Here is a 25,146-nt window from a genome sequence, read left to right as displayed (position 1 = left end):
GATTTATTATTATGTTTAATATCAGCTTTGGAGAGTTATTAGCTTTTGCAATTATTGCGCTTATTATTTTAGGACCTGAAAAGCTTCCTCACACGTTAAGATCAGTCCTCCTTAAATACAGAGCAGTTAAGAACCAAATTAGTAAAATTCAAAATGATATTGAAAACGAACTTGACCTGATCGAACTTAAGAGAGTCATGCAAGAAGAGCTGCAAAAAATAAAACAAAATGAAGAGCAGCTCAAACAACAACTCGCTCTCATGCAACAAGAAATTGAAAATGTACAAATATCTGTTTCTATTGAACAAAAAACCAAAGCACGGTGCATCAATGACTATATCTATACCCGTTCACAAGATGAGTTAAAGACACCATTTTTAGCTCATTTTAAAACAGCCAATAAATTCAGTGAGGATCAAGCCGCATGACGGAACATATTGTCAGTGAAAGCCTCACTGAAATGAAATATAGCGAACATTTAAAAGAATTAAGAAAACGGCTGATCTATAGCATTGGTATTGTTTTAGCGATTTTTTTATTATTACTTCCGCTTGCTCAGAAGAACTACCATTTTCTTGCTCATCCTTTAATTTCATTACTTCCTAGCAATTCCTCCATGATTGCAACAGATGTCATGAGTACATTTTTAGCACCCTTTAAACTCAATATTTATTTTGCGATTTTATTAAGTATTCCCTTTATTCTTTATCAATTTTGGCAGTTTGTTGCTCCCGCACTTTATCAAAAAGAAAAAAGGTTCGGTATAGCACTCGTGCTTTCGAGTAACCTTTTATTTTATTTAGGAATTGTGTTTGCCTATACTTTAATTTTGCCACTTGCTTTAAAGTTCTTCGTATTGGCATCGCCTGATAATGTGTTACCCATGACGGATATCAATAGCTATCTGGATTTTTGTTTAAAGCTTTTTCTGGCGTTTGGTCTGGCCTTTCAAATTCCAGTTTTAACTTATATTCTTATTTTTATTGGTCTTATTTCTATCCAACAGCTAGAAGCACATCGCAAACACATCATTGTATTCTTCTTTTTTATTGCAATGTTTATTACCCCTCCTGATGTTTTCAGCATGCTTGCTCTTGCAGTCCCAATGTGGCTGTTATTTGAATTGGGTTTATGGGTCACAAAATTCACAACGCAAAAAAACATCCATTAAAAAATGGATGTTTTTTTTATAAAAAATCATTAAGCGATTTCATTTTCATTCTTATTAGGTAGTAAGTTATATCTCGATAGAAGATTACGTAAAACATTACGAGATAGACCTAACATTTTTGCAGTCTTAACCTGATTATTCCAGCAACTTGAAAATGCAGTATTTACTATTTTATCTTCAATAATATGCCAAGCTTCCCCATCATACTCCTGAAATAAACGCTTTAAGATATTCTCAAACTCTTGAATAAGATCATTATCGGGTAACACGGCGGAACCCGTTTCCTCAGAAAATCTTAAGTGCTCAAGATCAATTGTTTGACCGCCTCTCACTAGCAAAGCATAATGGATATTGTTTTCTAGCTCACGAATGTTGCCGGGCCAGCTATAGTTCAGCAGCGCATTTCTTGCTCTATCACTAATATTGGGTTTAGTGGTAATGAGCTTCTGAGAGTATGAACTTAAGAAGAAATCAACCAAAGGTAAAATATCTCCTTTACGTTCACGCAATGGCAAAATATTAAGCACAACTACATTCAAGCGATAATATAAATCTAGACGGAACTTATTTTCTGCTACAGCCTTACGTAAATCGACGTGCGTCCCCGACAAAATACGGACATTAATTGGGATCGGTTTTCGACCACCCACACGTACCACTTCTTTTTCTTGCAATACCCTTAACAGCTTAACTTGTAAAGATAGTGGTAACTCACCTACCTCATCTAAAAATAAAGTGCCACCATCGGCTGTTTCAAAAATACCAGCTCGTGTTTTGTTTGCACCCGTAAAAGCCCCAGCTTCATAACCAAACAGTTCAGACTCAGCAAGTGTCTCGACTAAAGCACCACAATTGACTGCAAGAAAAGGCTTATTTTTACGATCACTTTTCAAATGAATTTCACGTGCAATTAACTCTTTGCCTGTTCCAGATTCACCTTGAATGATGACGCTGGCAGAGCTTGGAGCAATCGTTTCCACTTGATTTAATAATTTACGGGAGTTTTGATCTGAAAAGATAATTGCTTTTGCTCTTATTGGTTTTACAGGAACACCATTATCAGGCAAAGTAATTACTTTATAATCATTATCTAAAAAGGTCTTCATAATTGCCCCATAAAACTTATGATATAAGCATTCTAAAAGGCTATATTACATTTCAGGGTGTTTTTTAATAAATAATAAATAAAGATATTTAATCCAAAATTCACCTATTTTATTCTAAGAATATTTTCTCTTATAAATTAAAAATCAACACAATTCTTTTTTTGTGATATGTTGCTTCTTAAACACAATGTTGTCTTTTTGATTAAATCCAAACATTAAAATAATTATAAATTACTACAACATTTGATTTATATAGGTATAAAGCTTGGCATTTATTTTGCTCATTCATTTAAAATCCAAAAAATAGGTTTAATAATGAGCATCGAATTTGTAGGTATGGTTTTCCCTAACCAATGGTCTGAAACCAAAGGAACACGTATTGGTCATAAAATTGACCTCGAATATCTACGTTATCATGCACGGGCACATGAATATGCGGGTTTTGATAAAGTCTTAATTGCTAGCGGACCAAGCAGCCCAGACAGTGCACAAATTGCGGCATACCTTGCCCAACATACAGAACGTCTTGGATTTATGATTGCCCATCGTCCTGCACTCCTCACTCCAAATCTTGCTGCACGTTCTTTTGCTACGCTTGACCATACTACTGGTGGTGGGAGAATACGTTTACATGCAATTACTGGAATTACAGCTGAGCCTCAAGAGGGAGATTATATTGTTGATAAAGTTCAGCGCTATGAGCGGACGGGTGAATATCTAGATATCATCCAGAAACTCTGGAAAAGTGATCAACCCATTAGCTATGAAGGTAAATACTTTAAGTTAGATAATGCTTTTTGCCCGCTAAAGCCAGTCAACGGCACAATCCCGATTTCATTCGGTGGCTCATCAGATATTGCTTATGATATTGCAGTCCGCCATGCAGATCTTTATTCACTATGGGGTGAGCCACTAGCTGGAGTAAAAGAGCAAATTACTAAATTGAAGCTCGCAGCAGAAAAAGCCAATAAACCGCAGCCTCCTGTTAGCTTATCTGTACGTCTTATTATTGGCCCAACCGAAGAACTTGCTTGGCAACGAGCAGAACAGATTCTTTCAGACATTCAAAATAATCCTACTTTTCAAAATAACGGCACATTATCTGGACATAAAATCAAAGGTATTGGTTCACAGCGCTTATTAGCAGCAGCCCAGCAAGGTGATCGACATGACCGTGCATTGTGGATGCCAACTGCAACTGCTGTAGGGGCTTATGGCGATACGACTGCCCTAGTTGGTACGCCAGACACCATTATTGCGGCATTACTCGACTATGTAGATTTAGGGGTTACGACTTTTTTAAATCGTGGCTACGATCCTATTTATGATACGGTCGACTATGGTCGTTATATCATCCCCGCTGTACGTGAAGAGGTAGCCAAAAGATTAAAACAAATCGCTTAAACATTTAAAGCATAAAGCCGCTCATTCAATATTTTTAAAGAGCGGCTTTTTAAAATAAAGATTTTCTTCAGTGAGAAAATCTTTATTTCATCTTTTATTGCAAGTCAGGTTTACAAACAGCCTGAATTTTCTCTCCTGCAATCACCTTTTTAGCAAACGGAATTGAATCTTTTAAAGAGGCATTAACAGTTTCGCTATGGCCTAAGCCATGATACAAATGGCCTTCGACAACTGTACCAGCTTTACAAGCATCAGCCACCAGTTTCATTTGAGAACGGGCATCTGGTGTTCGGTCATTTGCCCCTGTTCCAATAAACAATGGGTGACTGATTTTTAATGTAGGATAATAACCGTAATCATTCGACTGTTTCTCTTGCAGCTTTTTATAGCTTGCCGGCGGATTAGGTTTATATGCTTGTGCTGGCGAAAGCCCTGCGGTTTGAATATCTCCCATAAAACTTGTTAAGCAGGCATTTCTTGCTTGTTCAACTAAAGGAGCAGCTTCAGGCGTGAAAATATCTTCTGTTTTAATTTCTGGATATAAACTTTGTGTCACTAAGAAACTATAGATGCCATAAGCCAGTGATGGGCTGACTTCGTAAGGATTTAACTTCAACTGATTTTTTTCAGGCGTCGCTTCAGGATCTTGATATATCACGCCTGTACCAATTGAACCTTTAATATTTAAGTCAGGTGCGTAGGTTGCCGAATAGGAAGAAGCCGCAACAGCCCCAGCGCCTCCTTGAGATTGACCAACAATCACAAACTTATTAGCAAGTGGTAACTTGGTTTTGAGAGCAGCTCTACCACTATCTAAAATACTATAAGCCAGCATTGGGTTATTAATTAACAAATGCGGTCCTGCAACACCTAAACCTTCGTAATCTGTTGCAACGACAGCAAATCCTTCTTTAAGCCAACGATTTAGATATTGTACATCTCGGTATGATCGTCCACTCCAAGACGGCGCACAAGCATCGGCCAAACCGACCGTACCATGTGCCCATAACACCACTGGCCAACCCTCTTTAGGAGGCGTTCCTTTTGGTAAGTGAATACTTCCTGAAACCACAATAGGGGTTTTGCTATCTTTACCACTGGTAGAACTGTAGAGAATTCGGATGGCCTGACTGTCATTTGCCAAACGAATATAAGGATTATGAATAGCTTCTGTTTTTAATAATTTTCCAGCTTGATTTGGAATAACCGATTTCCATGTGTAAAACTCAGAAACTCGGCCATCTCCATATTTATCTTCAGGCGCTGGAGCTTGTTGAGCATTTGCCAAACAACTCGAAGTTAAAACTGTTGTGATTAAAGAAAACTTGCATAACGTTGATAAAAAAGTATGTTGCATTGTCATTTACCTTAAAATTTGTTTCATCATTTTTGATTTAAAATTCGTAACTTACGCGGCCATATAAATACGTTCCAAATGCTCCTTCAGGTGCATTAAAACTATATTTGACGATGTTGCCGACCGAGGAATCTTTGGCTTGATCAGGATGGCTATTAAATAAATTGATCGCGCCTAAATTGAATTTTAGACCTTTCACAAATGCATCCGCTTTGTATCCAATATCCAAATCTGCAATCCACTGAGGGTCAAAGGTTTGGTCTAGTGCAGTATTGGTATTATTTAAAGTGGTCCATTTATCGTAACGGCGGATTGCTGTATTCACGCTCCATGCTTGATTTGACCAAAGTGCGCCAAGCGTTAGCTTTGTCTTTGGTGCAGCGGACTCAATGAGGCTTTGTGTATTTCGTCCTGCAATGCTTGAAACAGGAATTCGCTCACCTTTTGCGGTAATAGAATCTCTTGTTTCCGTAATTTCATTTTTGTTATATGCCAGACCTAGATTCAGATTTAACTTGCCATATTGTTCAAGGTTTAAATCATGCTTAAGCGCGAGCTCTACGCCTTGGGTACGTGTATCTAATAAATTATTGAAGAACGCCACATTGGCAATGTTTGAATACGGTGTATTGGCAAAAGCATTGGTAATTACGCTTCCAGTAATATTGTCTGAAAGCAAAATACGATTTTTAATATCGATTTGATAAAGGTCCAAAGTTGCCGATGTATTGGCAAGAGGCTTCCAAACAAAACCTAAAGAATAATTCGTCGATTTCTCAGGTTTAAGAGAAGTTCCTCCAATGAGTAAAGCCGCCTCACTGCCTGCAACTAAAGTTCTTTGTTGAACATCTTGCCAACCTGAAGGGGTCTGCACTGTTTGTACGCTATAAGCCGAATAGCCCTGCTGTGCCAATGACGGCGCCCTATAGCCTGTATTTACTGAACCACGTACCGTAAATTTAGGTGATACATCATATTTAGCAAATAATTTTCCGTTTGTTGTCGAGCCAAAGTCTGAATATTTTTCACTTCGAACAGCGGCACCCACATTCAAGTTTTTAATAATATCTGCTTCTAAATCTAGATAGACACCGTAAACATCGCGACTAATTTTTCGTTCATCTTGGTCTGTAATTCCAGCATATATCCCCGGAACTCCAACTCCTAAAGTTGTGCTTGGATTGAAATATGGGCCTCGGGTATAGGCAATTGGATCACCAGCATTTTGCTTATATTGCTCCCAACGATATAAAACCCCTGTAGATAACGTGAGTGGGCTTGCTAACCAGTCAATTGCAATATCACGGCTATAGTCTAGCCCTGTATTTAATTGCGCAAAGATATTTTCACCCAAGTCATAGTTTGAAGGAGAATTTGAGCCGTAACTTGGGTTAATACCGTTACCTTGTTCGGTACTCACTTTATTTTGCCCATAGGTCGCATAAAGATCATATTTACCTGACGCTTGCTCTCCCTTTTTAACTCCAACTGTGGTTGCAAAATCATCTACAGTGACTAAGCTTAATGGTGAGCGTCCATCTGGATAACGTTCTTTAAAATAGCTGGATTGATTCAGTACTGTTTTGGTTGTTGGCGGCTCATAAAAGTTTTCCCCTATCGTTTTACGGTGTCCGTAGCTACTAAAGCCATAAAGTGCAACGTCATCCGTCAAAGGTAAATCTAAATTCGCCGTTACATTGATTTGATTTTTTTGTTCTGGTGAACCAAATTTCCATGTTCTATAGGGTGTATTTTGTTCTGTATATTGAGCCTTGGTTGAACCATCATAAAAAGTTCGTGTATCTGGCGCCGTGTTACTTGCAGCTTCACGCTTGCCTAAATCTAATGCAATAGTCAAAGCACCATCGTTAGGTAATGCAAAACCTTTCCAAAGATTAACTTTATGTTGTTCACCATCTCCTTGGATATAACCGCCAGTTTGATAGCTTACTCCACCCCCATGATCTCTTGATTTCAAAATAATATTAACGACACCGGCGATTGCATCTGATCCATATTGTGCAGCAGCACCATCCCGTAAGATTTCTATACGCTCAATCGCACTTACTGGAATTAAACTTAAATCAGTTACCGCCGCACCTCTTCCGCCTGCATAGGCTTGACGGGTGAAATAAGCTGAAGTATGACGACGTTTTCCATTAATTAAAATTAGAGTTTGATCAGCTGATAATCCTCTAAGTGCAATACTTGGCGGAACCGATGCCCCAAACCCACCTGCAGGAGAACTCGGTAAAGTCACCGAAGGAGACAGCCGTGTTAACGCTGCTGCAAGATCAGTTGCACCAGTCTCTTGTAACTCTTTGGCAGTTAAAATATCAACGGGTGCAGGTGCATCGAGAGAACTACTAATGGCTCGTCTAGAACCCGTGACAACAACAGATTGTAATGTGATGACATCCTCTTTCTCTGACAAATTCTTTTGGTCGTTTGCCAAAGCAATTGAAGCAGTAAGTGCACTCAGTGCAAAAAGTGAGGACTGAATAATAAATTGAGAAAAATATGTACGCATATGAGCTTCCTTAACGATCTAGACCGATATAGCAAAGCCAATGCCAATATTTAAATTATTTATTATCAATAACTTAATTAATTAAAATAAAAGAATCATTGTTTAAATTTAAACAATGATTCAAAAAAATGTTTATAAAACTACAGTTTTCAATTTCGAAGATGTTTAGACCAGTTGATTTTGAAGATACGACTGATATAACTGAAAATATGCTGTTTCTTGCTGTATTAACTGTTCATGCGAACCCTCTTCTACAACATGACCGTTTTTGATCACCACAATTTTATCGGCCTCACGAATCGTACTCAGCCGATGTGCAATAACAATACATGTTCGATTTTGGCATAAGCGTCTGAGTGCATATTGTATTTTTTGCTCGGTATAGATATCGATTGCAGAAGTAGCTTCATCTAAGATTAATATTTTAGGATTTGCTAAATATGCACGAACCAAACAAACCAGCTGTCTTTGCCCATGACTTAGGTATTTACCGAGGGTTCCTACTTCAGTGAAATACCCTTGTGGAAGTTGTTGCAAAATCTCATTTGCCCCCAAGTCTTCAATTGCCGCGATAAGCACCTGATCTGAAGCATTAGGTTGAACTAGACGTAAGTTATCTAAAATCGTTCCACTAAATAAAACATTATCTTGTAAAACAATACTCACATGCTGTCTTAAACTGGCAAGACGAATATTTTGGATGGGGTAACGATCTAGAAAAATTCCGCCCTGCTGAGGTTCATAAAACCTCGTTAACAACTGGACAATCGTACTTTTCCCATGTCCTGTTGGCCCTACAATCGCAATTATTTTTCCAGCTTCAATCTCTAAATTAAAATTTTGTAAAACCGGCTTATGGGTATAAGCAAAATGTACCCCTTGAAATCGAATATGACCATTCAACTGCTCAAGCTTCACAGCATTCGGTTGTTCTTGAATTCTAGATTGCGTATCTAAAAGTAAAAATATACGTTGTGCACATGCGGCCCCGTTTGCATAACGTTCAAATAAATCGGTAAGTCCCTGTAAGGGAGCTAAGAATAAAAACACATAGAAAATACTTTCGGCGAACTGACCAATACTAATCATTCCACCACTATAGGCATAACTACCAATCACAATAAATCCGGCTGTGGCTACAGTCGAAAGTAATCCTGTAAAGGGTGCAAACCAACTGGTCCGCTTGCTGCCATAAATAATAGAGTTATTAAAATCTTTTAATAAATCCTGATAACGGGATTGATTTGTTTCGGTGTAATTTAACTGCTGGATGATTTTTGCGCCATTTACAGTTTCAACCAAATGGGCAGTAAATCGACTGCGTTCTTCGGCAACTCTTCCCCAGTGTTTTTGCGATGATTTCTTAAAAAAGGCTGTCATCCCAAATAAGATTGGTAAAGTTGCAAATAAGCACCAGAAAAATGGTGGATAAATATGCCAAAGAAGAACTGAAGCCAGACTACAACGCAAAATCGCTGAAAGTAATTCGGGTGGTCCTTGTATTAAAACAGGCTCTAAAGTATCAACGTCACGATCTGCCCGTGAAATAATTCTGCCGGCTTTAGTACGGTCAAAATAGCCAATGTTTAAACTTTGAATATGCTGGAACAAAGTACGCCTTAAACCATTAATCACTTTCAACGCTGCTCGGCCTGAAAGATATTTTGATACACCTGCTAAAGCAAAACGACAAATCCAACTTAACGTTAAAATGCTAATCGCAATCAATAAAACAGGCTGATTCAATACCATTTTTCCAGCAATTTGCTGAAAGCCCGAATCTAAAATATATTTCACCACCCAAGGCCGAACAAAAACGCTCATCACTTGTAAAATTTCTACTGCAATTAACGCAAGCAGCAAGTAACGGATGGGATAAACCAAAGGAATAAGTTTTTTTAGCATTCCTCTATGGATTGAGGCATTTGCCAAATTTTCTTCGATCTGTAGATCGGCTGATTTTGCAAATGGGCGGAAATTTTTAACACTGGTATTCATGCTTCAAGCTCCTGTTGTGGCAACTCAAAACCCATCAACTCTCGATAGAATGAACAACTTTGTACCAATTTATTATGTGTTCCCTGAGCAATAATTTGCCCTTGATCTATAACAATAATTCGGTCAGATAAAGCAATCGTGGTTTGTTTATTCGAGTTGATAATAATGGTTTTCTTAAAATGATTTCCCATATCAGAAAGCGCTGATAGACGCTGTAAAACCTGTTTTTCTGTGGTCGAATCCAAAGCACTGGTTGAGTCATCTAAGGCTAAAATTGGCGAGTTTTTTAAGATGGAACGAGCCAAAGCAATCCGCTGTTTTTGTCCTCCAGATAAAGTAACGCCTTTATCTCCAATCAAAGTGTCTAATCCATCATCAAGCCGTTGTAATAATTCGGATGCGGAAGCTAAATGTAAAGCGTCTCGCATCTCTTGCTCAGTTGCATCTTGCTTAGCAATTCTTAAGTTATCTGCCAATGTGCCACTGAAAAAGAAATTTTCTTGGGGAATAATCTGAACCAAATGGCGTAATTCAAATAGGCTTAAATCTTTGATATTGATCCATCCCTGTTGCTCAGAACCAATCAGGACTTGCCCTTCTGTTGGGTCAATAAACCGATTAAGTAAATTCATCAAAGTAGTTTTACCTGAGCCAGTTTTACCTACAATAGTGATGATTTCACCTGCACGAAATTCAACATGGCATTGCTTTAAAATAAACTTTTGTGTTGTTTTATCCTGAAAGCTTACATTTTCTAATCTAATATTTAACCCATCACTCCATTGCAACGGCAATGGGTGTGGTTGGTCTTCAATTGCAGACTTTTCATCAAGCATTTGCCATATTCTTGTTGCCGAAGAACGAGCATCAGCAAAAATTTGTAAGACCTGCCCAATACTTTCAATACGAAACACCAATAAATTTGCCATGAGTATCGCAGCTACAAACTGCCCTACCTGCAACTCGTTTTGGCCAATTAAATAAGCACCAAAGCCAATCACCCATAAATAGGAACACGCAATAATCACTTGTGGTATGGGCAAGCGTTTCGCACTTGTGCTTATGGTTTGAATAGAGTGATGAATAAATAGATCTACAGCATGATTAAAACGCTGTAAAAGTTTCTCTTCGAGTTGAAAAGCTTTGACTACCCGAACTCCATTCACACTTTCTGCTAAGGTATCGCTAACTTTTTCGTAGGCGGATGCGACTTGATGATCTAGCACCACCAATTGATTGGTCAGATTAAAGAGGACCCACAGCCCTAGAAAAATAAATAATAAAGGAACTAGTCCGAGCCAAGGATGATACCAACACAAGAGTCCAACGGTTACAGTAACAACCAAGCTCGATTCAAACACTTGTCGCCAAAAATTAATAAGAGCTTCTTTTAATTTATCTGAATCACGGGTTGTTCGAGATAGCACCTCTCCTAACCCATGTTTCCAGTGCCATGAAACATCTAAATGCTGTACTTGGCTAAAGATTCTTTCTCTTAAAATACTTAGTAATTGCTGGCCAATGCTTAAAGCACTTAGCCCTGCCAAATACTGAATAACAGCCCTAATACCAGCAATACTCGTAAGAAGAATGAACCAAAACCATGGGTTTAAAGGATCAGAAATAGCATGCTGAAATAAGGTTTCTCGCTCACTGTGTTTTAAGGTATCAATCGCATGTCCGATTGAATATTGTTGGAGTGCTAACCCTATATTTGCAATCACAAATAAGGTCGCCGTCAATAAGAAACGAAATGGCATAAAACGGTATAAAGCCAAACTTCGTAATAATGGATAATTTTTAAACATAAAAGATAGTAAAAATTTAAGATTCCGTTTTATTGCGAGATTCATGCCAAATTAATGACCTCTAAAAAGATTTTAAACCATTGTTTTATATTAATTTTATAGTTCACTATTTATGGGGGTGTTGATTTTAAAACACTAGCGTAAATGATTTGCTGTAATCGCAACAAAATTTGATATATCAACATCATAAAAAACGATATCAAAAATAATCATTAAATATCAATAAATTAATGAATGGCATCAATTTTGCTTTAAAGCGTAGAAACCACAAAAGGATGTCATGATGACAACACTTCAAACTCAACCATTAAACACACTTTGGTATACACGCTGCCCTGTACCAACAGGCCTAGGTATTTCAATTCAAAAAGGTTGGCTCAAAGAAAAGTTTAATGAGCAACAGATTGAAATTAAATCAATTCGAGAATCAAACTCCAAAGATATTCGTAACTCTCATTTTAACCATACCCTTGCCAACTCAGTTCGACATGGCGGCAGTATTCCTGCAATCTGGGCATATGCATCTGGTCAAAAAACTAAAGTGATTGGCTTATCTTGGGCTGATGAAGTTCAATTATTGTTAACACGCTACGATTCAAACATCAAAACTGTTGTCGACCTAAAAGACAAACGTTTTGGTATTCCACTGAATCAAGATGCAATTATTGATTTCTCTCGCGCACAGGCTATTCGAGGGTTAGAAAATGCCTTAAAAACAGTAAATCTGGAGGTGAGCGATCTTGAGTTGGTTGATTGTTTACGAGCAGATATTTTAGCCGCACAGCAACAACAGCCTGAAGAAAATGATTCTAGTTTTTATGGCAATCGCAACAAAATTAATGCAAGTGCAGAAATCGTGGCATTAATTAAAGGTGATGTTGATGCTATTTTTCTAAAAGGTGCACATGCTGCGCAAATTGCTCATGACTTCGCCCTGCATACCATTATTGATATTGGCTCACATCCAGACCCTATTCTACGCTCCAATAATGGCACACCAAGAACACTCACTGTTGATGAAGATTTTCTAACGCACTATCCAGAGCAAGCGCAATCGATTGTCGATGCTGTTTTACAAGCAGAACAATGGGCCCATGCACACGCTGATGAAACCCATCGTTATCTAGCAAAAGAATGTAATAGTAGTGAGCAATGGGTTCATGCAGCTTATGGGGAAAATGCTCATTTAAAACTGAACACCAACTTTAATGAGACTTCTATTATTGCCTTACAAGACCTGAGTGACTTTCTCTATCGCTGGAACTTTATTCCTGCACAAATTAATGTTCGTGAATGGTTGGCACAAGATATTTCTATTCAAGCTCAAGTGGCTTAACAGTACAAAAAGCAAAAAGGTTGTCTTGATGACAACCTTTTTTATTTTCAGCATCTAAATTCAAGTAACTATAAACTATCGTAGTAGTTGGCATGGGTAATGTTAATCTCTTTAATAACAATTATTTTAACGGAGTCTTATCCAATTTTAGGATTAGCTTTCAGCTGGAGTTACTTTGGTTTCGCCCAAAGTAACCAAAGGCATTGTCATCTGCAAAACCTGTTCTTTTCTTGGATTTATTAAAACCTATCGTAGAAACAGTCTCTTGTTTACACCATGCAGGTTGCAGATGACGTTTCCGAGTATCATATTTACTTTCGAACTCGGATTATTTATTAAATTTAGTCACATTTTCCGCCTGCTTCTTCAGAAGCACTGAATTGTATTCTCCTGGTGGAATATTATTTAAATAATAATTTCCAACATGATATAACCGCCAACGAATTGGGTCGTGAGTGGTATGGGTTCGTGCATTACGCCAGAAACGATCTAGGTTCCATTTGGATAAGGTTGAACTTGCCCCGAGTAATCCAAAAATTTCACTCGAAATTTTTAAAGATGCATGATCAGACTGACTTCGTGTAGTAGCAACCGATAAAATTAGTTCAGTTTGTAAGTCTTCATCTTCTACATTTGCCAAATGCTGTTCAAAAATTTGTGCAGAACGATCTAGTAATGCCTCAGCCGAACGAACCAAAACAGCAAACTCACCAATTTGTTTAATGATATGAGATTCATGGGTAGGCGAATCAACACCACTTTCTACCCAAGGACGAGCATGATGTTGTAAATAATCAATCCCGCCTTGTAATGCTCCTTTGGCAATTCCTGTATCCATTGCAGCATGTAAAATTTGGGGCCAAGTAAGACCCGTACGTAAAACCGTGCCTAAACCGCCTGTATTTCGCTTAGCAATATAACGTTCATCAACAACCACATCTTTAAAATTAACAGTGCCACTGACGCTATTATTTTGGCCCATCGCATCCCAGTCATTGAGCAACTCTACTCCCTGCGTATCTCGATGAATTAAAATTGAGACTGGTCCATCATCACTACCAGCAAATAAAGAAATCCATTCTGCGAGTAAAGAACCCGTAGAATAAAACTTACTGCCGTTTAAAATTAATTGTCCTTCCGCATTTCGTTCTACGCGTGTTTTATGCTGAAACTTATCTTTGCCCCCCACTTCTGCAAGTGCATTGCCCAAACGTTTTCCACTTAATACATCGGCAAGTAATTGATCACGAATTTCATCGTCATAGCCCGTTAAAATTCCTCGAAACATGGTGAAGTGAATCTGCAATAACTGACCTACACCACCATCGGCGGATGAAATAATTTTCACCACATTGACCAACGTTGAAATATTGGCGCCTAAGCCCCCAAATTGCTTGGGTACAATAATCGCGGTTAAACCAGCTTCTGAAATTAAGCGAGCCTGATCATAAGGCACCGTTTTGTTATAACTCGGGTCTCGAGCAAATTGATTCAGTTGATCTGCCACCTCTTTTGCAATATCAAGTGCTTCTTGCTCGCTTTGAATATGTCTTACGCTACCTAATTCTAAAAAATTACGTTGGTTAATATCGTTCATTTTTAACTCCGGAAAATCTGTTTTTTTTATGCGCAAACTTCAAGCACGTTGTTTTTAAACAAGCTTGGCGCATGTGTAAGCAAAGTTTTGGTATATATATGTTGAGGATGACTGAGTACTTGGTCTGTTTCACCGTATTCAACAATATGTCCATTTTTTAATACGGCGACCCGATCGGCGATTGCACGAACAACCCCTAGGTTATGGGTCACAAATAGTAAGGTCACACCTTGCTGCTGAAGGTCTTGTAGCAGTTTTAAAATAGATGCCTGAACTGAAACATCCAAAGCAGAGGTAATCTCATCACAAATCAAAACATCAGGTTGGCACAGTAAAGCTCGCGCGATAGCCACACGTTGTCGCTCCCCACCCGATAAATCTCTAGGATAGAGTTCTTGAACTTGTATAGGCAGAGAGACTTGTTTAAGTACCTGCTTGACTTTTTCTAGGGCTTCTTGTCGAGATGTTCCAAAGAAATGCTGCACGACCTTAATTAATGTCTGACCAATCGTATGCGCTGGATTTAAGGCTTTATAAGGGTTCTGAAAGATATATTGTAGTTTATGTCGCTGCTGCAAATGACGCTGTTGTCCACGCAATGACAAGACTTCATCTGCTAATGTAATTTGTCCATCTGCATTTTCATTCAACCCAGCAATAACACGGGATAGCGTGGTTTTACCCGACCCCGACTCGCCGACCAATGCTAAACATTCGCCTTTTTTTAATTGAAACGAGATATCAAAAAGTGCCTGTTGCTGCCCATACCAAGCATTAATATGTTCAACTTTTAACAGTGCTTCTGTGTCACTTTCTAATTCACGTACCGGATGATCAATCTCTTTAAAATTAATCACACAGACTTCATCTGAATGGTGACAAGCAACAAAATGCGGGTCAAACTCATCTTTTAATTGAGTTAATTCGGGTTGTTTTTGGCGACATATTTCGGTAGCGAAAGTACAACGTGCAGCAAATGCACACCCTGCTGGACGCTCATTTGGTGAAGGAGCATGACCTTCAATTGGAGATAAATATTTACGAATAGCCACATCAGGAATGGCGTTGAGTAAACCTTGTGTATAAGGATGTTTTGGTGTTTCAAATAATTGAGTTAATACTGCATCTTCAGCAATTTGCCCTGAATACAGAACAATCACCCGATCTGCAATGTCTTTTACAACCGTTAAATCATGCGATACATAAATAGCGGCAACGTTATATTCCCGACATAATTTACGAATGATATTCAGCACCAAGGTCTGCGTTGTCACATCTAAGGCAGTGGTTGGCTCATCTAAAACAATCAAACGTGGCTGTAGCAAGAATGCCAAGGCCAATAAAATTCGTTGTTGTTGACCACCAGAAAGCTGATGAGGGTAGCGTTTGAGAAATGGTTCATCATGAGGCAAACCCACTTCATCTAAAATTTTGGCAACCTTTTGGTATTTTTCAGCACTAGATAACTGTGATTGATGGACTTCTAATAATTCAAATAAATGTTGACCAATACTTAATGCTGGGTTGAGTGCCGTTCCAAGATCTTGAGCGACATGACTAATTTTATAGCCACGAACCTGACGTAAAGCATGATCATCTAAACTGAGAATATCTTCATCGTCCAGTTCAATAGTCCCTTGGATAATCTTGGCACCATGTCGTGCATAGCCCAATAAGGCACTTGATAATGTCGTTTTACCCGAACCACTCTCTCCGACTAGCCCTAGAACTTCACCTTCTCGCAAGCTAAATGAAATATTAGAAACGATGTGATTACCGGTGTTTACCAATGCCACAGTTAAGTCTGTTACGGTCAATACTGTATTTTTAAATGTATTTGCCATGTTTATTTTTCCTCAATCCGAGCTGCTGCACGTCCAACGCCCTCTGCCAATACATTCGTTCCGAGTGCAAACAAAGCAATTAAAATGACAGGAGCAAACACGGCCCATGGTTGAACTAATAAACCAGCGCGATTTTCATTAATCATGAGCCCCCAATCTGCTGCTGGAGGTGCCACACCATAACCAAGAAAAGCCAAACCCGATAACATACCCACCGCCCAAGTCAGCATCACACCGAGATGAATCAATAACGGCGTCAACATATTGGGTAAAATTTCACGAAATAAAATATAGGTTTTTGAATAACCAAGAATTCGGGCAGCTTCGATATATTCTTGTTCCACTAAATTAAGTGCAACGCTTCGTGCAAGACGTATAACTCCGGGAATAAAAGCAATTGAAACCGTTAAAACAATCAGCCAAGGTTGCCGCCCTAACATCGAAACAATAAGTAAGACTAAAATAAGATCGGGAAAGGCCATAAAAACATCAGTCAGCCAAGTCACGAACTGATCAATCTTGTTTCGGGCAAAAGCAGCTAATATGCCTAAACTAGAACCAATAATTAATGCGACCAAACTGGCAGCCAGCGTCATCCAGATAATTGAAGCACCGCCAGCAAGTACACGTGACCAAACATCATGACCAATATAGTCATAACCTAAAAATGATTTTCCTTCAGGTGGTCCATAAGTCATGCCGACCAATGCAGTCGGCTCAAATGCAACAAATAACGGTCCAACCAGTGCGAAAATCAAAACTAGAGCTGTGACTACAAATCCAAAACGTACTTGTCTTTCACGAATTAATGTTTGAAAAAAGTTTCTTTTGTACCAATGAAGTGAGCTCATTTCCCACCTCCTTGCTGAATATTCTTTAAAGCATTGCGACGGTCTACAGGTTTTACTGTAATTGGCCGGCCAGACTTCCATAAACGTAATGCCTGACGTCGGCCTGGCGAACGTGCTTTATGTCTTTTTGCAGTTCGTATTTTGGGTGTGAGTAAAGTCGTGATTAAATCTGCAATTAAATTAACAACCACCACACAAATGGTGAGCAATAAAACGATTGCTTGAATGGTCGGGATATCCCTCATTTCGATTGCTGCATTGAGCGCATTACCAATACCGGGGTAACTGAAAACCACCTCAATAATGAGAGCACCACTCAGCAGAACTCGTATGGTCAATGCTGTTCCCTGCACCACTGGCACCAATGCATTTGGTAAAACATGTTTCCAAATAATCCGTCGCTCAGGAATACCACGCAGCCGTGCAGAGGTCACATATTCCGACTCTAGCGCATCAATCATAGAACCACGCACTAAACGCATCAGATATGGAATGAGTGATAAAGCTAAAGTTAAAATTGGTAAAATTAAAAATTCTAGTTGGCTATAAGGCGACTCATTAGGAATCAGCAACGATGCTGCTGGTAATATGTGTAAAACCGATGTTGAAAAAAACATCATTAACCAAATCGCAATCACAAACCCCGGCACTGCTTTAAACAGAATCGAACTGGAGACAATAATCCGATCTAACTTGCTGTCACGGCGGAGCGATAGCCACACACCCAGCACGACTGAAAGCGGTATAGTAATGACAATAACGAGGCTCGTGAGTGCAACTGTATTACCAAAATAATTCTGAACAATCTGCACAACAGGTACATTGGAATCAATCGAGCGTCCAAAATTACCTTGTAACAATTGACTCAACCAATGCCAGTATTGAAGCAATATTGGATCATTCAAGCCTAATTGTTCACGAAGTATTTGAACCGTGGCTTCAGGTGCTTCTGGACCTAAAATGACGCGAGCCGGATCCGATGGGAGTGCCTGTGTGGCAATGAATACAATGAGGCTAATAACAAAAACAACCAATGCCCCTGATACCAAACGTGTCAAAAACCAAGGTAACCACGCAGGAAATTCAAATGACTTGGCAATTGTCGGATGTTGGATTGATGCCTCTATTTTGCTGGATTGAATTGTCATATCGGTTACCCTCTACGCCAAAATTCATCAGTACGCCATGCAGCAAAGCCTGTGCGATCAGGCGTTACACCACCAATTTGGCTCGAATGTGCATCGAGTACATTATTAAAGCCCCAAATGAGTAAACCGCCTTGCTCATGCTGAATATGCTGTGCTTCATGAACAAGAACTTTTCGTTTTTCCAAATCGGGTTGTTGCAATGCCGCATGCACTAGTTCTGTAAAGCGCTCGTTCTTAAAACGAGTTTTATTATTTGCCGCACCCGGCCCATCAATTTGCAAGACTGTTAATAAGAAAGGACGTGAAACGTTCGAGCCTGTACTAAATGCCCAATCTTGTTTTACTGCATCCGCAAAAGTAGCAGCTTCAACCTGTTTAACATTAACGATGACACCTGCCTGAGCAGCATGCTGAGCAAAAACCAATGCCGCATTGCTATCTGGGCCTGTATATAAATCGATAGTTAAATTGTTATTAAAACCAGCTTCTTTGATTAAAGCTTTAGCTTTATTTAAATCTTGCTTACGCTGAGCAATGCTATGGTCATATACGGGATCACTAAATGAATAAAGGTCATTTGCAACTCGCCCTTGACCAGCCAAAGCGCGTTTCACCAAATCGTCTCTATTGGCAATTAGTCGAAAAGCTTGTCGCACTCGTAGGTCATTGAACGGTGCTTTAGACGTATTCATATCAAATGATTGCCAAGCATCTGTTTCAGATGAAACTAGATTCAATCGTTTATTGGCTTGAATTAAAGCAATGTGCTCCGCACTTACACCAGACGCAATATCAATTTGGCCTGATTGCAAGGCAGCAAGACGCCCTGTCTGATCTTTAAAATCAATGATTTCTATTGCATCGGCGTAAGGCTGGTTTTCTTTCCAGTAATTTTCAAAACGAACAAAGCGTGAACGCTGACCCGGTGTAAAACTTTCAAGCTTAAAGGGTCCAGCCCCCACGACATTTTTAACTGGGTCATAATCTGTAGGAACTATGCCTCCCCAGCTCATCCATGCTTCTGGTAAAGCAACCAATCCTTTTCCTTGAGAAAAAGGAATTTCAACCGTGTATTCATCGCGCTTTTTAATTGCATCTCTTTGCAAAGAATAAAGATAGGCTGCAAATGGAGAAGCGAGCTTGGGGTCAGTCAAACGACGTAAAGAGAAAATAACATCATCGGCAGTAATGGTTTTACCGTGGTGAAATTCAAGCCCTTTTTTTAAGCGAATAATCCATTTCGTGCCGTCATTATTTGGTTCAGCAAATTCAGCAAGTGCGAGTTTAGGCTGAATATCTCTGCCCCATTCCCATAACTTTGCATATAAAGGCCAGCCTCTAAACGCACTGGACATACCAATAGGTTTATGTGCATCTAAATTGCCAGCTTGATTACCATTGATCACCCCAATTTTGATAACACCACCTTTTTTCGGCGTATCATTTTGGGCTGTACCAGCAGTAGCACTCTCAGACGATGAGTCTGGTTTAGAGCACCCGACAAGGCTGATTGCAGCAAAAGCGCCAACACCTAATCCAGTCTGTTTAATCAGTTCTCTACGTGTAATTTTATTCATGCCTTCTCCCTTAAACCACGACTTCTTGATTCAAAAGGGAATCAATGGATGAATTTTTATTGAGCTTAGGTAACTCAAAGCCATGATCGAGTTCCAATAATGGGAACAATAAATCTGCTACCCGATAGGCTTCCCCAATTAAAGGGAAACCAGACAAGATAAAGGCTGATACGCCATAGCTTTCGTATTCCTTAATTCGTTTGGCAATATTTTCAGCACTACCGACCAAGGCAGTACCCGCAGCTGGGTTTAAAATATCGAAACCAAATAAAGATGGCCCAGTCCAAACATTAGGATAAATTTCAAAATCTTTAGCTTGAGGTAACACACCTCGACGTAATTGTTCTAAATTTTTTTGAATAGATGGATTGTTACTTTGATAACTCTCAAAAGTTTCATTTGGAGGAAGCTGTCGTTTAACAGCTTCAATTGCATAATTTACATCAATCTTGTCAAGTAACGACTGAGCATATTGCCAAGCCTCTTCTTCTGTTTCCCGAACAATAATTTGCAATCGAGTGCCAAATTCTAAAGTTCTGCCAATTTTTGCTGCCTCAGCTGCAACTTTGCCAAACTTCTCGCCAAGCAACGGCGGTGTATTCGCAAAACTTAAATACACATCTAGTAATTCAACAGAGTGCTGAACGCCTTTCGCTGAAGTTCCTGCTCCCCACAAAGGAACACCTTGTTTTTGAGTGGGGCCACGCCATTTTGACATTGGAGATCCACCTTCTAGGCGTGGGGCAATTTGAATAAACTCCCCTTCAAACCCAGATGTATCACCTACATAGTTTTGCTGAAATGCACTCCAATATTCTTTGCTAAAGTCATAACGCTCATCATGAGTATAGTGAATACCTAAAGCTGCCAAACCTTTATCATTTCCATTAACGACATTAAATAACAAACGCCCTTTAGAAAATGCATCAAAAGTTTGCGCATATTTTGCCAAAACTGCTGGCTGCACTTCTCCAGGATGCTGTGCAACCAGAAATTTTAAACGTTCAGTAAATGGAATTAAACTTGCAGCAACAGCAAGTGTTTCATACTCACTTGTACCCATGAGTGAACCGTAAAAACCAAGTCGATCTGCGGTAATCGCAATCTGTTGTAAGTGTTCATAATCGGTATCCCACCGCCCAGATTCCAACCAAGGATATGGCCCATCTGGAGACGTGAGATACCATAAAAGTTTTACAGCCATAATATTCTCGATCTTTATTTTTTAAATCTTTATCTAATTGAGGGGGAGCAATCCAAGAGATTTTGCTTTTTCAGTCAAACCGCTCATTTTCCATTGCTGATGTAAAACCCCTTGCCCGTATTCTCGGCTACCGCCTACTAACTCTGCGAGAAGCTGAATTTGAGCCCCTTCTTCTAGCAACAAGATAAATTCAGCTGTTTCCTGTAGACCTTGACGACCCCATACGGTTGCACCACCGTTGGCTTCTAAGATGGCCCGATACTCAATATCAATTTTGAGTTGATCTAAAATGAAATCGACTTCTGCCTGACGGCGATCAATGTAAATCGGCAACTCTTTAAATAAATGAAAACGCTGCACAGGCACATAACGAATCGGTAAAGTACGATGGGTTTGAGCCCAAGCACCTAAATTCGGCGCGTGTACATGAGATATTGTGGTGACATCTGCATGCTCGCGAAAAAGCTTGTTATAGCGCCCACCCGCATTTTTTCTCCCCAATAAAACTTCACCATCAATTGTCTCCACAAGCACTTTGCTTTTTTTATCTTTAGACCACGGCCCTGCATAGTTAAAAGTAATTAAGGTATTTTCAGGCCCACGTTCTACAAAATTAACCGTTCCATTTGCTGTGATTGTTCCTGTTTCACGGAATACTTCAAAAGCAAATTCAGCTTTTTCTCGGTTCAATTCGATAAAGTCATTGAGTTCACGAGACAATGGCGTTTGAATAAGTGTTGTCATGATCAAATCCTCTTAAAATTTTTTATTTTGACGGCGCTTTAAAACTTCGAGCAAAGGACGATGATCAACCCATGTTTCAATATCGACATCGCGCTCTAAGAAACCATGCAACCAAAGAAAATCTTTTTGTTGTTTTAAAAGTTCTAAACGCTCTTCATTTAATGATGGATGTAAAGACTTATGAAAATTATTTCGATAGGCTGTCGCTACACTCTCTGCCCCTGCAATCGTTTCATCTTCAAGAATCACCAACACTTCATCTAAATGATCTTGTGCCCAATCCGCCGTATCAAATAACTCTTCAAGAAAATCAACGACAACATCAAAGTGATCTTCTAATAAATCTTCATGGACTGTGATTGGACGAGGCGTTCCGTTATTTACACGAGAAGTCACATCTTCAAATTTATCTAAATCAATCCCAACTTTAAGGCCGCGTTTAGTTGCAGCTTCAACAGCAGAAGCTCCTTTTACATAAACGGCGTCAACTTCACCTGTGATTAATGCATCAAGGCCTGACCAATACGTACTCGCATCACGATTCTCTTTAGGCCCTGCACGCTCAGGTACTTCAATAAAATTGACATCTCGGAAAGTGAGGTTGGCAATTTGTAACGCGCCACGAATACCTTGCAATGACATGGCTCTAAAAATACTACCAGCACGTTTGTCAGCGTATTCTGGTAAAGCAACTTTCGCATTTTTTAAATGCTCTGGCTGACTAATATCTGAATCAGGTCGCACAATAATGACTTGCCACTCATCAATCCAAGTCAATCCAATGAGTCGGCTTGGCGCGCCTTCAGAACGTGCAGCTAATGCAGGTACATTTCCACCTTCTCGGAACAGAGCTGGCAATTGGTGATCAAAATGATGAACCGATAAACCTTTACGCGCATCTTGCAAGACGGCAACATCAATGCCGTGCTTTTCAAATTTTTTAACCAAAGTGCCGCGCTTTAAAGAAATACCTGTTGCTGTGGGTACAGGACATCGAGTAACCCAAATTTCAGACAGGATGTTTTTTACAAATTCTTTAGAATTTTCTTTTTTATCTACTACAAGTGACATACGGATTCCTTAGGATAATTCCACTTTCATCAGTCACATTGAGCAGCTTTTATGCCAATTTAATTTGTTTTTTATTTTCAATAACTTGTGTAAAAACATTGGGGTTGGAAATGTTTATATTTCATCATTTCTCAATGTCAGTGTTGTTTTATCAACACTTACCTCCGACAGATACAACTTACAAAATGCAGAATAATGCAATCAGCCACCCTAGAACTCGTTCTGTTTAAAAGTTGAGTATTTATTGCTGGAGTAGAGCTGAGTCTACAGATGGTATCTTCTGTATTAGATCTTGTAGATAATGCTCTTAGTTACTTTCTTAAGATATTTTTTCTAGAATAAATTTTTCAGCAATCAAATAATATTTATAAAACTCAATTAAAAGATAATTTTCATCAAGTTTAAATATTACTATGTTTTCTATAATTCATATTTCTACTTTATATAATTTGATCTTAAAACGATCGTACACGCTTAAATTGTTGCAAAAACTTTTAAAAACTAAAATTATCTTTTGTGCCTCAATATATTTAAAATGTGTGATGAATTTCAACTTATTGGTGGTGTGATAATTGTATCTAATAAATAAAGTGAATTTATTTTTTAATTTATAAATAAAAGGTTAAATAAATCACATTTTAAATAAAATTAGTATCTTTTTTCTCTGTAATCATCTTGCAATATAAATACTGAAATCACAAAAATAAATTACATATTTATTAAATGTTTAATTATATATTATTAATTCTTTTAATTTTATTCTACTGCTTTGTTTTAATTTATATTATAAATATCAATAACTTGAATTAAAATAAACAATTTTTAAAGTGTTGCAATTATTATGTTTCTTAATATGTTTTTAAAATTCTAACTATTACATTATTTAAAACAGTTAATGTGATTTTCGTCACGTCAAAATTAATATTTTTTCTTCATTTAAACTTAATGATTGTTTTTAAATTAAAAATATTGTATCAAATAGATATAAACTATTTTATAAATAGGCATATAAAATGAAAAATAATATATTTAAACTTCTTATTCTGATGGTGCTTTCCACTTCCCCATTATTTTGTTATGCAAATAACACAATAATGATAAGAGGAAATATTGTTGAAGATACATGTTCAACAGAACATAGCGAGATAGAATGTGTTGAGGTAAATAATTTAAATATTAAACTTGATAGTGAATATTTAAACAAAAGTAGTCTTTCTAACTTAGCTCAACATACTGAGAAAATGGACACTAGCATTGAAAGCATAGGTTCTAATCACAAAGTCGTGGTTATCAACTATCATTAACTTATAGGCATAGTATTTGAGGCTATTCCTACAATAAGCATGATTAAAGAGTGATTTGTCGAACTGATCGCACATTTTGATGATTTAAAGGATGAGTCACTCTTTTTTATAAAAAAATGACTATTTGTATGTTTTCTCTATATACATGTGCATAATTTATTCTATATAATTGTATTGTAAGAATTTAAGCTTCTTTTTCACATAAATTGTTTAATTCTTTTCTATTTACATAGTGTTCTTATGTAACTTGCTTATCTCTGTATCTCTTCTTTTTTAGAAAAAACAAAAATTATTTATAAACAGCTATATAGCCTGTAAAAGGCTGTCTTGAAGCATTTATTTCCAGTGTGATTTAATTTTTATTATGAAAAAATAATGTGATCTAGTTTGCATTTTGTTTAAGAAGTGTTAATATCGCCGCATTACTTTTCAAGATGTCAAACACTGGAAAAGTAAGGAAATAAACTTTTATCCAGACTTTTGAGAAAACACTATGAAAAAACTTGCTTTGATCGCTGCTCTTTCGGTTGTAGGGATTGCGAATGCTCAAGCTGCTGATGGTACAATTACAATTAATGGTTTAGTTACAGACAAAACTTGTGACATCGTTACTCCAGCTGGTAAAGACTTCACAGTTACTCTTCCAACTGTTTCTAAGCAAACTTTAGCTGTTGCTGGGGATGTTGCTGGTCGTACTCCTTTCCAAATTAAATTAGCTAACTGTTCTGAAGGTAAAGTAGCTACTTACTTCGAACCAGGTGCTAACGTTGACTTTAATACTGGTCGTTTACTTAACAAAGACGCTACTGGTGCTAAAAACGTTAACGTTCAACTTTTAGGTAGCAACAACAACTTCATCCCAGTTCTTGCTGCTGGTGCAAACGGTGCTCAAGCTAACTCTCAATGGGTTGACGTAGCTGCAGCTGGTAGCGCTGACCTTAACTACTATGCTGAATACTATGCAACTGGTGCTTCTACAGCTGGTAAAGTAAATACTTCTGTTCAATACACAATTATCTATCAATAATTATTGATAGTGGGGTTTCTATGTCCGCATAGAAACCCTCTTTTTGTGGCGCTTTCCCGAATCTTTCTT

At 38.3% G+C, this 25,146-nt stretch carries 19 protein-coding genes; 6 read left to right on the top strand and 13 right to left on the bottom strand.

Annotation, left to right across the window (positions count from 1 at the left end; all coding sequences use genetic code 11):
* Positions 1–11: 11 nt before the first annotated feature.
* Positions 12–428 (top strand): Sec-independent protein translocase protein TatB, encoded by a 417-nt coding sequence (tatB, locus tag ACPF64_RS13550; RefSeq protein WP_426453876.1) that lies wholly within the window; start codon positions 12–14, stop codon positions 426–428.
* Entirely contained in the window at positions 425–1,171 is a 747-nt protein-coding gene (gene tatC / locus ACPF64_RS13545; protein WP_426453874.1) for a twin-arginine translocase subunit TatC, read from the top strand. Before tatB ends, tatC begins: the two co-directional genes overlap by 4 nt.
* A 29-nt stretch (positions 1,172–1,200) precedes the next feature.
* Here the strand turns inward: tatC and ACPF64_RS13540 are convergent, their stop codons facing one another.
* Entirely contained in the window at positions 1,201–2,277 is a 1,077-nt protein-coding gene (locus tag ACPF64_RS13540; protein ID WP_426453872.1) for a sigma-54 interaction domain-containing protein, read from the bottom strand.
* 315 nt (positions 2,278–2,592) lie between these two features.
* Between ACPF64_RS13540 and ACPF64_RS13535 the strand changes: the two genes are divergently transcribed.
* The gene (locus ACPF64_RS13535; RefSeq protein ID WP_426453870.1) at positions 2,593–3,681 is read left to right on the top strand and encodes an LLM class flavin-dependent oxidoreductase; all 1,089 of its coding nucleotides are present in this window, start codon (positions 2,593–2,595) and stop codon (positions 3,679–3,681) included.
* A gap of 94 nt (positions 3,682–3,775) precedes the next feature.
* Here ACPF64_RS13535 and ACPF64_RS13530 read toward each other — a convergent pair whose 3' ends face one another.
* The 4 genes from ACPF64_RS13530 to ACPF64_RS13515 form a co-directional block, all read right to left on the bottom strand.
* Positions 3,776–5,038, bottom strand: coding sequence for a lipase family protein (locus tag ACPF64_RS13530; RefSeq protein ID WP_426453868.1), 1,263 nt, complete (start codon positions 5,036–5,038; stop codon positions 3,776–3,778).
* Between the two features lie 37 nt (positions 5,039–5,075).
* Positions 5,076–7,568: a TonB-dependent receptor plug domain-containing protein gene (locus ACPF64_RS13525; RefSeq protein WP_426453866.1), complete on the bottom strand. Its 2,493-nt coding sequence runs from the start codon at positions 7,566–7,568 to the stop codon at positions 5,076–5,078.
* A 165-nt stretch (positions 7,569–7,733) separates the two neighbouring features.
* Positions 7,734–9,566, bottom strand: coding sequence for an ABC transporter ATP-binding protein (locus ACPF64_RS13520; protein WP_426453864.1), 1,833 nt, complete (start codon positions 9,564–9,566; stop codon positions 7,734–7,736).
* Positions 9,563–11,374 (bottom strand): ABC transporter ATP-binding protein, encoded by a 1,812-nt coding sequence (locus tag ACPF64_RS13515; RefSeq protein WP_426453861.1) that lies wholly within the window; start codon positions 11,372–11,374, stop codon positions 9,563–9,565. Before ACPF64_RS13515 ends, ACPF64_RS13520 begins: the two co-directional genes overlap by 4 nt.
* Before the next feature lie 283 nt (positions 11,375–11,657).
* Here ACPF64_RS13515 and ACPF64_RS13510 point away from each other — a divergent pair, with 283 nt between their 5' ends.
* Positions 11,658–12,710 (top strand): ABC transporter substrate-binding protein, encoded by a 1,053-nt coding sequence (locus ACPF64_RS13510; RefSeq protein ID WP_426456148.1) that lies wholly within the window; start codon positions 11,658–11,660, stop codon positions 12,708–12,710.
* A 328-nt stretch (positions 12,711–13,038) separates the two neighbouring features.
* On the opposite strand, the gene ACPF64_RS13505 is transcribed toward ACPF64_RS13510, so the two are convergent.
* The 8 genes from ACPF64_RS13505 to ACPF64_RS13470 are packed head-to-tail and all read right to left on the bottom strand — an operon-like array spanning position 13,039 to position 22,746.
* Positions 13,039–14,307: an acyl-CoA dehydrogenase family protein gene (locus tag ACPF64_RS13505; RefSeq protein ID WP_426453859.1), complete on the bottom strand. Its 1,269-nt coding sequence runs from the start codon at positions 14,305–14,307 to the stop codon at positions 13,039–13,041.
* Positions 14,308–14,333: 26 nt separating this feature from the next.
* Positions 14,334–16,151, bottom strand: a complete 1,818-nt coding sequence (locus ACPF64_RS13500; RefSeq protein WP_426453857.1) for an ABC transporter ATP-binding protein — start codon at positions 16,149–16,151, stop codon at positions 14,334–14,336.
* Positions 16,152–16,153: 2 nt separating this feature from the next.
* Entirely contained in the window at positions 16,154–17,002 is an 849-nt protein-coding gene (locus ACPF64_RS13495) for an ABC transporter permease (protein WP_426453855.1), read from the bottom strand.
* Positions 16,999–18,150 (bottom strand): ABC transporter permease, encoded by a 1,152-nt coding sequence (locus tag ACPF64_RS13490; protein ID WP_426453853.1) that lies wholly within the window; start codon positions 18,148–18,150, stop codon positions 16,999–17,001. Before ACPF64_RS13490 ends, ACPF64_RS13495 begins: the two co-directional genes overlap by 4 nt.
* Before the next feature lie 5 nt (positions 18,151–18,155).
* Positions 18,156–19,727 carry an ABC transporter substrate-binding protein gene (locus tag ACPF64_RS13485; protein WP_426453851.1) on the bottom strand — a complete coding sequence of 524 codons (1,572 nt, stop codon included), beginning with the start codon at positions 19,725–19,727 and terminating at the stop codon, positions 18,156–18,158.
* A gap of 10 nt (positions 19,728–19,737) precedes the next feature.
* Complete coding sequence (locus tag ACPF64_RS13480) at positions 19,738–20,931, bottom strand: LLM class flavin-dependent oxidoreductase (protein WP_426453849.1); 1,194 nt, start codon at positions 20,929–20,931, stop codon at positions 19,738–19,740.
* 33 nt (positions 20,932–20,964) lie between these two features.
* Positions 20,965–21,675 (bottom strand): class II aldolase/adducin family protein, encoded by a 711-nt coding sequence (locus ACPF64_RS13475; protein WP_426453847.1) that lies wholly within the window; start codon positions 21,673–21,675, stop codon positions 20,965–20,967.
* Positions 21,676–21,687: 12 nt separating this feature from the next.
* Entirely contained in the window at positions 21,688–22,746 is a 1,059-nt protein-coding gene (locus ACPF64_RS13470) for an ABC transporter substrate-binding protein (protein WP_426453845.1), read from the bottom strand.
* Positions 22,747–23,759: 1,013 nt separating this feature from the next.
* Between ACPF64_RS13470 and ACPF64_RS13465 the strand changes: the two genes are divergently transcribed.
* Both ACPF64_RS13465 and ACPF64_RS13460 read left to right on the top strand, forming a co-directional pair.
* Positions 23,760–24,050 carry a hypothetical protein gene (locus tag ACPF64_RS13465; protein WP_045432360.1) on the top strand — a complete coding sequence of 97 codons (291 nt, stop codon included), beginning with the start codon at positions 23,760–23,762 and terminating at the stop codon, positions 24,048–24,050.
* A 493-nt stretch (positions 24,051–24,543) separates the two neighbouring features.
* Positions 24,544–25,077: a fimbrial protein gene (locus ACPF64_RS13460; protein ID WP_000731817.1), complete on the top strand. Its 534-nt coding sequence runs from the start codon at positions 24,544–24,546 to the stop codon at positions 25,075–25,077.
* Positions 25,078–25,146: the final 69 nt, after the last annotated feature.

It is taken from the genome of Acinetobacter sp. KB005, assembly GCF_049949095.1.
GTDB classification, from domain to species: Bacteria; Pseudomonadota; Gammaproteobacteria; order Pseudomonadales; family Moraxellaceae; genus Acinetobacter; species Acinetobacter calcoaceticus.
The sequence above is the reverse complement of the archived record's forward strand: the minus strand, read 5'-3'. Positions and strand labels throughout refer to the sequence as shown.